Source organism: Mesorhizobium sp. M7A.F.Ca.ET.027.02.1.1, from assembly GCF_004022985.1.
Lineage (GTDB): Bacteria > Pseudomonadota > Alphaproteobacteria > Rhizobiales > Rhizobiaceae > Mesorhizobium.
The window spans coordinates 1-16,026 of record NZ_RZOL01000109.1; the positions used below are offsets into that span (position 1 = coordinate 1).

10 protein-coding genes and 1 pseudogene are annotated in these 16,026 nt (G+C 61.2%); 6 read left to right on the forward strand and 5 right to left on the reverse strand.

Translation table 11 applies throughout. The annotated features are described in order from the left end of the window. The 3 genes and pseudogenes from EN749_RS14455 to EN749_RS14465 all read right to left on the reverse strand — a co-directional run. Window positions 1–254, reverse strand: a pseudogene (locus tag EN749_RS14455) (phospholipase); the annotation flags it as partial. Beyond that, complete coding sequence (locus EN749_RS14460) at window positions 251–1,210, reverse strand: VOC family protein (RefSeq protein ID WP_127318892.1); 960 nt, start codon at window positions 1,208–1,210, stop codon at window positions 251–253. The gene EN749_RS14460 and the pseudogene EN749_RS14455, both read right to left, overlap by 4 nt. A gap of 3 nt (window positions 1,211–1,213) precedes the next feature. Further along, entirely contained in the window at window positions 1,214–2,119 is a 906-nt protein-coding gene (locus EN749_RS14465; RefSeq protein WP_128363386.1) for a dioxygenase, read from the reverse strand. Between the two features lie 93 nt (window positions 2,120–2,212). Here EN749_RS14465 and EN749_RS14470 point away from each other — a divergent pair, with 93 nt between their 5' ends. Next, complete coding sequence (locus EN749_RS14470) at window positions 2,213–3,163, forward strand: LysR family transcriptional regulator (protein WP_023808937.1); 951 nt, start codon at window positions 2,213–2,215, stop codon at window positions 3,161–3,163. Between the two features lie 174 nt (window positions 3,164–3,337). Here the strand turns inward: EN749_RS14470 and EN749_RS14475 are convergent, their stop codons facing one another. Then, window positions 3,338–4,714 (reverse strand): HlyD family type I secretion periplasmic adaptor subunit, encoded by a 1,377-nt coding sequence (locus EN749_RS14475; protein ID WP_127811186.1) that lies wholly within the window; start codon window positions 4,712–4,714, stop codon window positions 3,338–3,340. Further along, window positions 4,707–6,458 carry a type I secretion system permease/ATPase gene (locus EN749_RS14480; protein WP_164873899.1) on the reverse strand — a complete coding sequence of 584 codons (1,752 nt, stop codon included), beginning with the start codon at window positions 6,456–6,458 and terminating at the stop codon, window positions 4,707–4,709. The genes EN749_RS14475 and EN749_RS14480 overlap by 8 nt, the downstream gene beginning before the upstream one ends. A 453-nt stretch (window positions 6,459–6,911) precedes the next feature. On the opposite strand from EN749_RS14480, the gene EN749_RS14485 reads away from it, so the two are divergent. The 5 genes from EN749_RS14485 to EN749_RS14505 all read left to right on the forward strand — a co-directional run bounded on the left by EN749_RS14485 (window position 6,912) and on the right by EN749_RS14505 (window position 15,880). After that, window positions 6,912–8,675: a calcium-binding protein gene (locus EN749_RS14485; protein WP_128363387.1), complete on the forward strand. Its 1,764-nt coding sequence runs from the start codon at window positions 6,912–6,914 to the stop codon at window positions 8,673–8,675. A gap of 510 nt (window positions 8,676–9,185) precedes the next feature. Continuing rightward, the gene (locus EN749_RS14490; RefSeq protein ID WP_127266447.1) at window positions 9,186–10,394 is read left to right on the forward strand and encodes a glycosyltransferase family 4 protein; all 1,209 of its coding nucleotides are present in this window, start codon (window positions 9,186–9,188) and stop codon (window positions 10,392–10,394) included. After that, the gene (locus tag EN749_RS14495) at window positions 10,391–11,650 is read left to right on the forward strand and encodes an O-antigen ligase family protein (protein WP_128363388.1); all 1,260 of its coding nucleotides are present in this window, start codon (window positions 10,391–10,393) and stop codon (window positions 11,648–11,650) included. The genes EN749_RS14490 and EN749_RS14495 overlap by 4 nt, the downstream gene beginning before the upstream one ends. Beyond that, entirely contained in the window at window positions 11,650–13,647 is a 1,998-nt protein-coding gene (gene asnB / locus EN749_RS14500) for an asparagine synthase (glutamine-hydrolyzing) (protein WP_128363389.1), read from the forward strand. Before EN749_RS14495 ends, asnB begins: the two co-directional genes overlap by 1 nt. A gap of 1 nt (window position 13,648) precedes the next feature. Then, the gene (locus EN749_RS14505; protein ID WP_128363390.1) at window positions 13,649–15,880 is read left to right on the forward strand and encodes an exopolysaccharide transport family protein; all 2,232 of its coding nucleotides are present in this window, start codon (window positions 13,649–13,651) and stop codon (window positions 15,878–15,880) included. The last annotated feature ends 146 nt before the right edge of the window (window positions 15,881–16,026 follow it).

Consider the following 16,026-nt stretch of genomic DNA (forward strand, 5'->3'; position numbering starts at 1 on the left):
GCCGCAAGGTGGTCGAGCGCGTCGGAAAGCTGCGCCCGGGCGACCGGCGTCAACGGGTCGACGGCACGCGCCTCCCACCACATGCCGAGCGGTGCGCGCGGCAGGATGAAGGCCACGGCGGACGCAGAAAGCCGCGACAGCACATGCGACTGCATCTCTTCGGGCGATTGGCCGCGGCCGTGGACGAAGACGCAAATCGCCTTCGCCTCCGGACCTCTTGGCCCAAGCCGGAGCGGACCGCTGCCTGAACTCACGCGAAATCCGCCTCTTCCAGGCCGGCCTGCAATTCACTCTCGCGGTCCTTGAACCATGGCGGGAAGACCAGCGTCTTGCCTATCTGGCCCGGGGGCTCGTCCTTGGCCCAGCCTTCGGGCGTGGTCCAGGCAATTTCGAACAGCGCGCCTCCGGGGGAGCGGACATAGCAGGACTTGAAGTAGTTGCGGTCCTTCTGCTCCGAGATATCGGTGAAGCCGAGGCCCTCTATATGGGCGCGCAGTTTCAACTGGTTCTCTTCGTCGCCGGTGTTGAGGGCGAGGTGGTGGATCGTGCCGCCCGCCAGCGTCCAGGTGCCCTGCGGGCTGTCGCGGTCGACAATGACCTCCACGCGCTGAGCGACGCCGGCCGCGTCGGGCACGCGGAACACCAGCCCTTCGTGGTCGTCGGCCTCTTTCTCCATCGGCAATGCGATGGTCAGGAAGTCGTCCATGGCGGTGCGGTCCATCACCGCCACCACGGCGCCGTAGATTCCCTTGATGCCGTGGGCCTTGCCGATGCCCTGCGTTTCGTTGGCGATGGGCGCGCGTGGATCCCTGTCGCTTTCCACCAGCTCATGCGGGATACCGCAGGGATGTGCGAAAGCCGCACGGTCGGCGCCAAAACGGGTGATCTTGATGGCCTCGATGCCACGCGCATTCAACCGGTCGACCCAGAAATCCGCGGCCCCCTTGGGGATCGACTGCATGATGGTACGCGACTGGTTGGATCCGCGTCGGCCATAGACGCCTGGCTTGCGGAACGGGAAGGTGGTGATGATCGTCGAGGCATCGCCGTTGGGCGAGCCGTAATAGAGGTGATAGACCGGGATGACGCCATCGAACAAGACGGTGCGCTTGACCGAATGCAGGCCCAGTGCCTTGGTATAGAAATCAAAATCTTCCTGAGCGCTGTCCGTCGAGAGCGTCAAATGGTGGTAGCCGCTGACACGTGCCATCGGTCATCTCCTCCCAGAGGTTTCGGTTTCGCCCCGCCGCTGCGGGCAGAGCACGAGGTTGAGGTCGAGCGCGTGCTTCCGTTTTCCTCCGTTGGGCGGCAGCGCGCGGAACTCGGCCATGAGTTCGGGTTTGACCCCGAAGATGGCATCCCGGCCGATCGCGGGGTCCGACCGGTCGAAGATGTGGGTCGTCAGCGTTTCGAAGCCCTCCGCCGAGACGCGAAAATGGATGTGGGCCGGCCGCTCGAGGCCAAGGCCAAGTGCCGACATCAATTGGCCGACTGGGCCGTCCGACGGCAGCGTGTAGCCCTTCGGCTTCACCGTCGTGAAGCGGAACCGCCCTTGCGGATCGGTACGGAAGCGTCCGCGCAGATTGAATTCAGGCTGCCTATCAGGTTCCTGGTTCTCGTAGAGACCCTCGGCATTGGCCTGCCAGATCTCGACCATCGAATCGCCGATCCCCGCGCCGTCGAGCGCGACGATCCGGCCGGCAACTTCCAGCGGCTCACCCTTGTGATCGCGCGAAATGTTCGCGCCGAGCGGCATCTCCCGCACGTCGGCCCGGTAGAAGGGGCCGGCCAGGGTGTTTGGGGTCGCCCCAACAGGGCGCGGGCTGTTCTGATCCTCGATCAGCGAAGACACGCCCAGGACGTCGGCGAACAGCACCCATTCCTGGCGCCGCGCATCGGCGTAGTGGCCAACCTCGGTCAGAAAATCGATCGCCTGCCGGAATTCCTCGCCGGAGGGCCGCAACTCGACGATCAGCGCGTGCAAACCGTCGACGGCTGCCTGTGCCGCCGCCGCCAGGCGGGACTGGCCCATTGCCGTCAGGCGCCGTGAGAATTCCTCGGCCTGTGTCGAGATCGCCTTGGGGAATTCATCTCGCTTCGGGTCGTGCTGGCCGTGCATCCCGCCGGGGCCTCCCTTCCCCTTGCCAAGCGGGATAGCACGGCCTGACGCGATGCTTGATGAGATGTGGCGTCCCTTGTATAGCGTTTTGCTATGAAGCTGAACGAGCGCCACCTCATGCAGCTCGCCGCGGTGCTGGATGCAGGCGGCGTGTCGGAAGGAGCCGCTATGCTGGGCCTGACCCAGCCGGCAGTCAGCCGATCGCTGGCCATGCTGGAGGCACGGGTGGGCGAGCCGCTTTTCCTCAAGGGCCGCCGGCCGCTGCAGGCGACACCGCTCGGCTTCCAGCTGGCGGCGCAGGGCCGCACGATCATCACCGCGTCGCGCAAGGCGTCGGATGCGGTGCAGGGCTTCATGAAAGGCACCAAGGGCGTCGTCCGTGTCGGCGGTGTGCCTTTCTTCATGGATGCGATGATCAGCCGGATGATCGGAGAATTCCAGAAGCTCGAGCCCGAGGTCACCGTCCAGCAAAGCTACATGAACCTGCCCGAGATGGTCGCGGCGCTGGAGAGCAACCAGATCGATCTCGGGATCGTGCCGATCGGCGTGCTCGACCTGGGACCCGGCTTCGAATTCACGGAAATCCTGCCCGGACGCAACGTCGTGGCTTGCCGGCCCGACCATCCCCTGCTGCGAAATCGCCGCCTCAGGGCGCATGACCTGACCAGCTTTCCCTGGGTTGCCCCGCTACCCGGTTCTCCGCTGATGTCGGACCTGCAGATGATCCTGATGAGCATCGGCATGTCGGACCTCAACGTCCGCTATTCGGGAGGCTCGCTGATGAGCGTGATCAACTTCCTTGCCGAAACCGATGCGCTGGCGGTGCTGCCGTTCTCCGTGGTCTTCGCGCAGCGCAAGGAAAACCGGGTGACGGTGCTACCCTATGAAATTCCGCAGCCCAGCCGCTCGCTTGGAATCCTGCGCCGGGTCAGCGGGCCACGCTCGCCCGCGGCAGAGCGCTTCGCCGGCCACGTCACGACCGCCTTCGAGAATCTGAAGCACATCATCAAACGGCACGAGAATGCCGTCGTCTGGGGGCGGTAATCCAGCCTCGCTATTCGAATGATGCGGTGGCGTCACATAACGCGCATGTTTCCTCCAGCCGGAGGCGCTTCATCCCCGCGTCGCCGGTTAGGCTCGACGGCCGCCCGCCCCCAAAAGCCGTCGGGCCGCCAGAAATCCCGATATCCTATTGGCTCACCCTCCTCCACCTCGCCATCACTGCGTAAACGCCTTGGACATCTGATCCACAAAGGGTTTCAACAGATAAGACCAGACATTGCGTTCATCGGTGCGGATATGAACCTCGGCGGGCATGCCTGGCCTCAGCACCTTCGCTTCCGTCAGGCAGTTCGATTTGCTTTCAACCTTGATACGCGCCGAGAAATAGGAAAGCTGACGTTGCGGATCTTTAATCAGATCTGCCGAGATGTGTTTCACTGACCCTTGGCAGACCGGAGTGGTTCCCACGTCGAACGCCGGAAAACGGATCGATACCGGCTGCCCCGGGCGGACGTCGTCGACCCGCGACGGCGGGATCAGCGCGTCCACCACAAGATCATCGGCATCAGGTACAATGGTCATGAGCATCTCGCCAGGCGCGATAACGCCGCCGACGGTATGGACAGCCGATTCCTGTATCGTTCCGGACTGCGGCGCGCGGATCGTTGTCTTGGTCAATTCATCCTGGGCCACAATCCTCCGTTCGTTGAGTTCGGTCTGCTTGGCTTCCGTCTCGCGGAGTTCGGTCGTCACGTCAGTGCGCCTTTGGTCATCCAGTTGCAGCATCTGCAACCCCGTTTCGCTGATGCGCGCCTGCGCTTCAGCTACTGCTGCAGCGAGGCGCCCCGATTCTCCCCTGGCCCGGGTGGCATCCAGCTTGATGTTGCTTAGCCTCTCCTTGGAGACGAGTTTTTTGGCGTAGAGGGAATCAACGTCCGCGAAATCCTTGTTCAGCAGAGCAACCGATTCATCCACCGCGCTCTGTTGCGCCTTAAGGCCGTCGATCTGACGTTCAAGTTGCTGGGATTGGCTTCTCAACTGTGCCTTCTGTCCAGCCAAAGCCGAAGCGCGCGTTTCAAAGAGGGCGCGCTCGCCATTGACGAGCGCAGCCAGCTCCGGTTGGTTCATTCGCGCCTTCAGGTCGACCGGCAGTTGCATTTCCGCCAGGCCCGTGCGCTCGGCCTCCAACCGGGCGAGGCGGACGGTCGCGCGATCGAGATCCTCGCTGATGATTTGCAGGTTCGCGCGAGTCAGCGTGTCATCCAGCCTGACCAGCACGTCGCCGGCTCGCACATGATCTCCGTCCTGCGCGAAGATCCCGCCCACTGTGCCTCCGGTTTGATGCTGGACCTTCTTGACGTTGGTTTCCACCACCACGGTGGCTGGTGCAACCACAGCGCCGGCGATCTTGGTCAATCCCAGCCATAGACCGCCGCCAAGAACCAGCAGACCGGTAATCGCCAAGCCGAATATCAGGTTGGCCCGTATACCGTCCGACAGATCTGGCGCGCTCACGGCAGGCGGTTTGCTGCCACGAAGGGTCCGAGCATACGACGAGAAGGTGACGAATGTTTCGAGCAGAGCCTCATGCATGCCCGGCAACCCCCGGTATCGGCGCCAAAGAAGATGGCCGAGGTGAAACAGGCGGTGAAGGTCGGAGCACGTTCGCCAAGACCTGCTCGCGCGAGCCAAAGGCATGAACCGTTCCATTCGACATAACCAGTACCTGATCGATGTTGGCGAGTGCCGAAGGACGATGCGCAACGACAATGACGATGCCTCCGCGCTGACGCACTGCCCGTATGGCGCCGGCCAGGGCAGTGTCCCCGTCCACGTCGAGGTTCGAGTTCGGCTCGTCGAGCACGACAAGAAACGGCTCGCCATAAAGTGCTCGGGCGAGACCCACGAGTTGCCTCTGCCCTGCCGACAGGGCCGCTCCGCCCTCGCCGATGCGGGTCTGAAATCCCTGGGGGAGTTGCATTATCATTTTCTCGACGCCGGCTGCTCTTGCCGCCGCAAGGACGCCTTTTGGATCCGTCTTGCCTCGGAACCTCGAAATGTTGTCTGCTACCGTGCCGTCAAACAACTCCACATCCTGCGGCATGTAGCCGATATGGGCGCCGAGCTGTTCCGAGTTCCATTGATCGAGAGAGGCGCCGTCCAATCTCACCGAGCCATGGAGCGGCTTCCACACCCCGACCAACGAACGCACCAAAGTTGTCTTGCCGGAACCGCTTGGGCCGATTACGGCCATCCCAGCGCCTCTCGACAGATGGAAGCTCACATTGACCACGGTTGGCTTTGGCAAGCCGGGCGGCGCAATGGTCAATTGCTCGACCGCAAACCGCGCCTGCGGCCGAGGCAACTCCATTGGCTCGTCCTGGCGGCCGAATGCCGCCATGACCGCTGCCAGCTCGGAATAGCTGCGCCGGGCCGACAGAAAGCCTCTCCAGTTTGCGATCGCAGCATCGACCGGGGCCAAGGCGCGGCCAAGCAAAATGGAAGATGCGATGATCACCCCAGGTGAAGCCTCGCCGCCGATCACCAGGTAAGCGCCGAGACCGAGAACACAGGACTGCAACGCCATCCGCAGGGCCTTCGACAGCGAACTGGCGCCACCAACGACGTCCGAGAGACGTTCCTGCTGGGCGAGATAGGTTCTGCTGACGTCGCTCCAGCGTCGAGCCAGTCGACCAGAAAGCCCCATTGCGTGAACGACTTCGGCGTTGCGGCGGCCGGAATCGGCAAGCGCCCGCTGCGACAGCAGCTCCTCCGAGGCACGCGCGGCGGGGCCTCGGCTAAACACTTCCGCAATCGCTGTCAGGAGGACCACGGCGATCGCACCGACCGTCGCCAGCAGGCCGAGCGAAGGATGGAGCAAATAAATGATCAGCAGATAAAAGGGGATCCACGGGGCGTCGAAGATAACCGTCGGTCCCGTTCCGGAAAGAAAGCCGCGCAGTCGGTCGAGATCGTGCAAAGGCTGCAGACGGTCCGCATCACGCCCTGCCTTGAGCGGCAGGGACAGGGAGATGGAGAACACCTTTTGCTGCAAATTCCTATAGAGACGGCTGCCGATGCGGACCAACACGCGAAGCCGCACGAAATCCAGAAGCCCATAGACCGCATACAGACCCAGCATTCCGATCGTGAACCCCACCAGGGTGGGAACGCTCTGCGACGGCAGAACGCGATCGTAGATCTGCAACATATAGACCGAACCGGTCAGAGCGAGAATGTTTATCACTGCCGAGAACAGCGCCACGCCAAGCAGCCCAGGCATGCAGGCGAGAATGGCGGAACGTAGCTCGGGAGATCCGGCCCCCGATGTTTTCATGACCAGCGGTCGTTCGCGCGACACTGCCGCGCCGTTACTTCCGTAAGTTGTAATGGCTCAAACCTTTCTTAGTGCGCATAGCAGCCGCTATCCGTCGCCCCCTTATTACGCTCTGCTTACATACGTCGACTTTGAGGAAAATGCAGCGGATTCGTGGCCTGAACCAGCGAAACGCGACCGCCGACGTCTCCCTGTCTGGGGATAACTTCCCGAAAGATGACGATTTTCGCTAAAGGAACTGGTCAGAACGGAGCCGGCAAAAGAGGCGTATGTCCTTGCTCCCAAACACTTTCAAAGGTGCCACGGTCGGCTGAGCAAAATACCTGCTACTGAGCAACAACTTAGATCAATCAAACATTCTATCCCCCTGTGTTTCGTATTTGATTTCATCCTAATGTAGCAATCACCTAAGCAGACGCGGGGCAAGAATCGAATCAACCAAAGGATCATTGGATGACACTCCATTATGCGTCCGGTGGATCAGCCACCGAAGTCGCAACCGCCGGGTTCAACCTTGTCGATGTTCAATATCTCTCGCAGGTCAATGCTTTGCCGGACGGCATGAAAGGCCTCGTCTATCTCGGCGAGCACGACGGCGTCACCTCCTCCTTCATTGAAAAAGTTACACCATTTCTGAACAATCCGAAGGTGTTCGGATTTTTCCTGATGGACGAGCCGGATCCCACCGGCAGGTGGGGCACATATGCAACTGCCGAAAACCTGAAAGCGGAATCGGATTGGATCCATTCCCATTTTCCGGGCGCCAAGACCTTCGTCACCATGATGAATATGGGGTCTCCTACAAATCCGGATTTTTCCAATACCTATAATCCGGCCAATACAGGCATCGACTATTACGGGTTGGACCCGTACCCGGTGCGCGATGACGTGAGCACGGTCGACTACAACATGATCGACAGGGCCGTGGGCGCGGCCGTCAAGTCCGGCATCCCCATCGACAAAATCATTCCGGTCTACCAGACTTTTGGCGGTGGCAACTGGACGACCGACACGGGCGGGAAGCATCAGATGCCGACGCCGGACCAGATGCAAACGATGATAGATCATTGGGCAGCACTGGTTCCGTCGCCTGCCTTCGATTATGCCTATGCCTGGGGCTCGCAGAACGGTGACACAGCTCTGGAAAATTCGCCGGAGTTGCAGGCTTTGTTCCAACAGCACAATCTCCAAAGCACCGGTGGCTCGGCCGCCCCCCCAGTAACCGATCCGATCGATACCACGACCCCGCCTCCAACCGACGTCGCCGCCCCTGCTCCGGCCACGCCTCCGACAGACGCCGCCGCTCCAGTTCCGGCCGCGCCGGCCCCGTCGGACAGCGATCATGTCTTCCATGGCACGCGCGGCGCAGACGTTTTTCACGCGACCACGGGCAATGACAAATATCTCGTCAACAATGCCCATGACAAGGTGATGGAAGCGCCAAGCGGGGGGTTCGACAAGGTCGCGGCCTCGGTGAGTTACGCTCTTACGGCGGGCTCACATATCGAGCAGCTCTCCACTGCCAGCTCTGGGGGCAGGACGGCCATCAACCTGACCGGCAATGAATTCGGCCAAGCCATCTACGGGAATGGCGGCGCCAACAAGATCAATGGTGGCGGTGGCGCCGACAAGATGACCGGATATGGTGGCAATGACACCTACTCCGTCGACAATGCTCACGACAAGGTGGTGGAGCAGAAGGGCAGCGGCATCGATAAAGTCCTCGCCTCTGTGAGTTTCGCCCTATCGGCTGGCTCGCACATCGAACAACTCGCGACCAGCAAGGCGTCCAGCAAGGCCGCGATCGACCTGACGGGCAATGAGTTCGCTCAAACCGTCAAAGGCAACGCCGGCGCCAACAAGATCGACGGCGGCGGTGGAGCCGATACTTTGACGGGCGGCCGCGGCAGTGATGTCTTCGTTTTCAGTACCGCTCTTGGCGACGGAAATGTCGACAGGATCACTGATTTCAACAAAGCCCAGGACAAAATCCACCTCGATCATTCCATCTTTGCCGGTCTCGATCAGGGGGGCCTCTCGTCGGACGCTTTCTTTGCCGGCAAAGCCGCGCATGACAGTTCCGATCACATTGTCTACAACAGTTCGACGGGAGCTCTTTCTTTCGACAGCGACGGCGTCGGAGGCGCAAACCAGATCCATTTCGCGAGCCTCTCTCCGCATCTGTCGATTACCGCATCGTCTTTCCTGGTCACCTGAACCAGCCCAGCGAAGAAATGCTTTAAGAAGTCGGCGAGGCCCCTGGGCCTCGCCGACAGATGTTCCGGATGAGTGGACCAACAGCTGACGTGCCGGTTCCGTCCTGAAGACCGGCCACGCAGGCCGAGGGCCGACTTGACGGCCCAGCGCAACCACGCGTCAAAAATTTTTTGCCATCAGCGAACCGCGGAGCTCAGGCACCGCGCCGCCGCAATTGGACACTCGAAAACCTTGGACAACCAAGGTGTGCAGACCAGCCACCCGTACGGCTCAGGCAAGCACCGCGCTCATCCCGTAAGACACGAGTCACATGAACGCTCCGGCAATCGCGAGGGAATCTCGCCTCGCTGGTCGCCACCCTTCCAAACATCCCTTGTGTCATTCAAACGGACGAGGACAGGCACCTGGTGTCCCCCTAGCGTGCACTCGGGCGGCATGCGCTCAGAGGTGATGAAACCGGGCCATGGCAGCATCGAGAGCCAATCGGCCATGTGCGCTTGGGAGAGGCAGATGAACCCGCACCTGGTCTGCGTGGGAGGCGAGGATCACGCCTTGAGAGTTCCCTTCCTCATCGCGCTGCGAGAGAAAGGCTTTCGCGTTACGGCGGTCTCGAGCGGTTCTCCCGTACCGTTTCTTCGGCATGACATTTCGCATCACAGGTTCTCCTTCGACCGCTTTGCAAGCGGAGGCGGGGAATGGCGCACTCTCCGAACGATGCGCCGCTTGATGCAGGAGCTTCAGCCTGACATCATCCAGAGCTTCGACACCAAGCCAAATCTGTTGACGCCCCTTTCGGTACGGGGAACTGTTCCGGTCATTCGCACCATCAACGGACTGGGGTGGACGTTCTCATCGCTGGAGCCTCGAGCCCTGGCCTTGCGTCCGGTCTATTGCGCACTGCAATGGCTTGCGTCTTCCTGGACGGCAGCGACCGTATTCCAAAATCGCGACGACCAACTGTTCTTCGAGCGCTTTCGGCTGATCGGCCGCGGAAGTTCGCGACTGATACGCAGTTCCGGAATCGATGTCGATGCGTTCGCAACGGTGCGCCATCTCGGGTCCTCAGCAACGAAGATGCGAAAGGACCTCGGCCTTCAGTCCGCCGAAGTGGTGATCTTCGTCGGCCGTTTGACGCGCCAGAAAGGCGTGGCGACCCTTCTCAATGCGATCCCTCGCATCCTGTCCGCAAGGCCCGCGGCGCGGTTTGTGCTCGTCGGCCCACGAGAATCCGAGGGCTCATTCGCAATCGACAAATCGGAGCTCGATCGGCATGCACCTCATGTGCTGGCCTTGGGTCCACGACGCGATGTCGCCGATCTCCTTGGCATGGCCGATGTATTCGCCTTTCCCACTCAGTATCGTGAGGGGGTTCCGCGTGTATTGCTGGAGGCGGGGCTGGCGGGACTGCCCATCGTGGCCTCAAGGATGCCAGGCTGCAGCGACATCGTCGAAGACGGATGGAATGGCTACCTGGTTGCGCCGCATGATGCCGATGCCCTCGCCTCGCGAACGATAGACTTGCTGTCCGACCGCGCGGCGGCCAAGGCGATGGGCGCCCGTTCTGTTGAACTTGTCCGGAGGCAATTTGCCCTGCCACTGGTGGTCGACCAGTACTGCGATCTTTACGACAACACACTCCGCGCGGGGCACATGCGACCGCTCCCTGCCGTTGGGCTTGGAGGCGGCCTCGCAAATCACCGAGGCGGGGCACATCAATGATCCGGGACGCCTTGCTCGCCCTGGGCGTTGCTATGTCCTATGCGACGCAACTAGGCGTTCCGGGATTGCCGCTCGGCTATGGCGAATTGTTCATCGCGATCTGGATCATGCTGGCGATTGGACGAATACTCGCCGGCGGTCGTCTCCAGATCACACCCGCTTTTGTCCAACTGGCGAGCTTCTGGCTGCTCCTGTCGCTCGCTTTGGGGATCGGCACGATCGTCGGTTACCTGACCACCGTTCTTTATCTGACCGGGCTGATGCATGACGTTATGGCCTATGTGTTGCTGGCAAGCTTTACGTGCCTGGCCGCGGCGGAGCCGGACGCCGATCGGCATCTGCGCCGCAGCGCATGGTGCGTGGTCGCGTTTGCCAATGGGGCCTTTGTGATACAGCTTGGTTTGGCTTATGGTGCGATCCACCAGTCCGGCGTCGATCCTTGGTTCTGGGACCGGTTCCGTGGCTGGTCCGAGAACCCGAACCAACTTGCGCTCTATTGCGCGCTTTTTGGCCCACTGGCTTTGCATCTTGCTACGACCACCCGCAACCCATGGGCTCGTTTGCTTGCATTCTCATGCCTGCTCCTGACCTTCTATGTCGGCCGGCTGACGAAGAGCGACACCTATCTCTACACCAGCATCCTGAGCTGCCTCATCTTTATCGGATTGAGGCTTCGTGCATGGATAGCAGCGAGTGGCCGCGCCAGCATGCCCCGCATGGCGGCAATTCTGCTGTTGGCGGGTTCCTTGCCTCTAGCGCTTGCAATGACGCCGTACGCGCTCACCGAAGAGACCAGCGTCGCCAATTTTGCCAAGAACCTCACCAAAGACGAAGGCGGGGAAGGGACCATCGAAACGTTCGAACTCCGGCTCTATTTGTGGCAGGAGGCCGTCGAAAAAGGATTGAAATCCGGGTCGCTGGGACTGGGTCCTGGTCCTCACCTCGAGCGGCCGCCCGTCGCCGACCGTCAATTTCTGCAGCGACCTTTCGAAGCGCACAATACTGTTCTCGACCTTTACCTGCAGGGCGGATTGCTCGCCGTCATCGCGTTGGTCTGGATCGGGGGAGCCGCCATGTGCTTCGCCTGGCGAGGAGGATTCGACGCCCTGCTGGTGCTTGGTGTCTCGACGATAATCTTCAGCATGCCTCACCTGATCATCCGCCATCCAATCGTGTGGTTTTCGCTGGCTTTCTGCCTCGTTGCCGGAAATCCGACCGCACTTCGGCGGCAGCTTGCTGAATCGAGGGTGTCCTAATGTGTGGGATCGCGGGAATTCTATTGGCTTCCGACGCCGCGGACATAAAGCCGCTCGGAGCGATCGGGCGGATGACTGCATCGCTGCGTCACCGGGGGCCGGACGGCCAAGGGCTCTGGATCGACCGCGAAGCTGGAATCGCACTGGGCCACAGGCGGTTGGCAATTGTCGATCTGTCAGCCGCCGGGCACCAGCCGATGCATTCCGCCAGCGGTCGGTACGTGATCACCTTCAACGGTGAGATATACAATTTTCGCGATTTGCGTTGCGAACTCGAGAGTGCGGGCCAAACCTTTCAAGGCGCCAGCGACACCGAAGTGATGCTGTGCGCAATCGAGCATTGGGGGCTTGAGGCCGCCCTCAATCGCTTTGCCGGGATGTTCGTCTTCGCATTGTGGGATCTCAAGACAAGAACCCTGCATCTGGCCCGCGACAGAATGGGCAAAAAGCCCCTCTATGTCGCATCGATCCGAGATGCGCTGGTTTTCGCCTCTGAGCTGAAGGCGATCAATTGCTTTCCGGGCTTTTCTCCCGACCTTGATCTTGATGCCGCCGCGGCAATGCTTTCGACGGGATGGGTACCGGACCATCGCTGTATCTGGCGAAGCGTGTTCAAACTGCCGCCTGGTTCCGTCCTTTCCGTCACGGCGGCGACTTTTGCCGAAGACCGCAGCGCGGACCGTCTTTCCCGATGCGTTCACCGCTGGTGGTCGCTGGCTGACGTCGCTGCCGATGGGCGACGGAACCCCGTCATCGGCACCGACGAAGACCTCATTGACGAACTGGACAACCGGCTTCGGCTGGCTGTGCGGGAACGCATGATCGCCGACGTCCCTTTGGGCGGCTTCCTGTCGGGGGGCATCGACAGCTCAGCCGTGATCGCCTTGATGCAGGCCCAATCCTGCAAGCCGGTTCGCAGCTTCACGATCTCGTTCGCAGAGGGCGGCTTTGATGAAGCTCCATACGCAGCGGCCGTTGCGCGTCATCTGGGTACCGACCACTCCGAACTTCACCTCTCGCCAAGCGCCGCACGTGACGTCATTCCCGAGTTGCCCCAGGTCTGGGATGAACCCTTCGCCGATGAATCGCAAATACCGACCTTGCTTGTTGCCAGGCTCGCTCGTCAGCACGTCACCGTAGCGCTGTCGGGCGACGGTGGTGACGAGTGCTTCGCAGGATACGGCCGCCACTTCATGGCGGAGCGGCTGAAACGGCACCTACGCCTGCCCCGACAACTGCGCCGAACCTTGGCGGCAGGAGCAGGTTTTTTCGCACGCGCCGGACGTGACGATGTCGTTGGCAAACTGCCGCTCTCTGCGAGCGCGAGGCATTTTATCCGGAGCGACCGAATGGAACGCCTCGCCCGGCTGCTCACGGCATCGAATGAAGACGAATTGTTTCAGCGGCTGGCGCGGCCACAGGCTGAAAACCTGGGATCTCAGCGGCCGATCGAACCAACCTACGGCTACGGCGATCCGCCGCTTGACGACCTGCTCTCCCGTCTTCTCTACGATGACATGGCGGGCTACTTGCCTGGCGACATCTTGGTGAAGCTGGACCGTGCCACCATGGCCAACAGCCTTGAGGGTCGGTGTCCTCTCCTTGACCACCGCGTTGTCGAATTCTCCTGGCGGCTGCCATCCAACATGAAAGTTCGTGATGGCGCCGGCAAATGGATCCTTCGCCAATTGCTACGCCGCTATCTCCCGCAGCACCTGATCGAGCGTCCGAAACAAGGCTTCGATGTCCCTATTGCTGGATGGCTGCGGGGTCCGCTGCGCAACTGGGCCACCGATCTTCTCGCCGATATGCGAACCGAAAGCAGTGACGTATTGGACACCGCGAAGATCGACGCCTGCTGGCGCGATCACATTGATGGCCAGAACCGCTCGCGCGAATTGTGGTCCGCGTTGATGTTCCAGGCCTGGCGGAGCAAGGCCAATCGGCAAGCACAGCAAACCGGCCCAACTCATGAACTCGACCTGGCAGGAGTGTAAGATGGTAGGTTCCGCAATCAGCCCGATCCAGCTGCCACGGGTCAATCAACTGCCAGCACCGGTTCTCGAAGGCAGAGTGCACGTGCGGTCATTGCGTGAATATGTCGAGCCGCCCACCGCGTCGCGCCAACTCTTCGTGATTTTGGCAAGGAGAAAATGGTCTATTATTGCTTTCGCTGTGTTGGGCGGCTTGTTGGCGGGGTTGCTGGGAAGCCTTCGACCAGTTCTCTATGAGTCAACAACCCAGCTTATCGTCGACGCCCCCTCGCGCGGTTCACTGCCCGTCGGCGCCCCGTCTTCGCAGGACCTCGTTGATTCAAGCATAGATGACCACATCACGATGCTATCGTCGCAAGATCACCTGCGCCGCGTCATGGCGGCACTACGCAAGACAGGTGCGGCGGAAACCGGACAGGACAATTCCGCTAGCAGGAATTCCCGGCTTGAACCGTCTGCCACCCCTCCCCCAAGGACACGCTCACTTGCCGGCGGTCTACTGGACCGGCTGTGGCCAGGGGCGGACCAGGCAGCCAACAGTCCACAAGCCGAGGATGCCTCCGAGTTGAGAGCTTTGCGGCGAGGCATGCGGGTCGGGCAGGAGCTGCGATCGAGAGTGATCTCCGTCGCTTTCGCCGATGACAGCCCCGCGCGGGCGGCGCTCGTGGCCAACACATTCGCTCAGGTTTATGTCGACACCCTAACGAAGAAAAGGCAGGCATCCGACCAGCAAGAGCTCGATGCAATCACCGCCAGTCTGCCCGGGCTGCAAAATGATCTGCAGGCAGCGGCTGACCGCCTTGAGAAATATCGGCTGAGTCACGGAGCCATCGACCAAGGCTCGGCGGACAATGCAGCCAGGGAACGGGCCGACCTCAGCCAGCAATTGTCGATGTCAAAGGCGGATCTCGCCGCCGTGGAATCTCGGCTACGGTACGTCCAGCAGCTTCGAGAGCAAGGGGCCTCTCTCATCGCCCTGGCCGAAGCTATTGGCGCGCCTGAACTTGCCGACCTTGCGGCTCGACAGGCTCTCGCGCCGGCAGACGAGGAACTCAGAACCACGACGCAAAGCAAGATCGAACAAGGCGTCGACAAGATTGCTGCCGATGCAAACATTTTCCGTGCCCAGATCGCCGCTCTTGAGAGCCGAAAGAACATCCTGGATGCGGTCATGGCCGACACCGCCAGCCGGCTTTCCGGTTTGCGGGCTCTCGAGCCGCAGGTCAGCCTGCTGACCCAGCGATATAACGAACTCCTTGGTCGACAACAGGATTTGACGCGGCGTATCGGAGTTCCCTCGGCTGGAATTTCGATCCTGTCTGCGGCTTGGCCGCCGACTATCCCGCAGACATTGCCAGCCATCTTCCTTGTTCCCCCCGGGATGATCCTATTCGCTATCCTTGGGGCGATGTACGTCACGATGCGCAATCATTTTGACCGGACTTTCCGTGGCGAGGCCGAGGCGGAAGCGGTGCTCAAGGTTCCATGTATGGGGCAGATCCCCGAAGCATGCGGAATGCATGCCAAACAACTGCGAAACCTCGTGCTGGGGGAGCGCAGGTCCGCATATAGCCGCGCCGTGACGTCGTTGCTGATCGCGGCGGCACCAAATGCGCTAAGGGCTCGTTCGTCGTACACGGCGCTTGTCACCTCCAGCGTGCCGCAGGATGGCGGGACCGAACTCGCGTGGAGCCTGGCGCTCGCCGGCACGCGACTGGGCGGTCGAGTCCTGTTGGTCGATCTTGAACGCAAGGGCGTTCAGCTCACGCTCGAGTTCCTGCACCAGTTCAGCGAGCGCAAGAACCGCCATTCCTTCGCTGACTATGTTTGCAATCGCTGCGACCTGGAAGGTGCCGTTGCCAGGCTGCATGAAATCGGGATCGACGTAATGACCGCCGCTCCGTCGGACGACCTGCTGGCGCTGCTATCGTGCGAGGATGGAGGCAAAGTGATGGCGGATCTGCACGCGACCTATCGCATCGTGATCATAAACCTGCCGTCGGCGCTGGGGCGGCCGGAAGCCAAATTTCTGCCCGGATGGGCGGACGTGGTTCTTTTCGCCATCCGGTGGAGGAAAACGCCACGCACCCTCGCTCGCGGGGTGCTGGAACTCCTTCAGGGCAACGGTTCTCTTGCGATACCTGTCGGCAGTGTCCTCACGCGCGTGAATCTGAAGAAACATGCCGGATATCGGCTCGAGGACAGCGCTGACCTCTTGCGCGAGCAAATAGCATGACGGCCACAGGCTCGTCCTTGGGCTACGAACGATCCGGGGGCGGTTCATCCAGGGAGCGGCCAGGACGATTCACGGTGCAGCCTGTCAGCAGAGCGCGTCATTCAGGTGAATGATGGCAAGGTCCGGTGTGCATCGTAGGCTCCGGC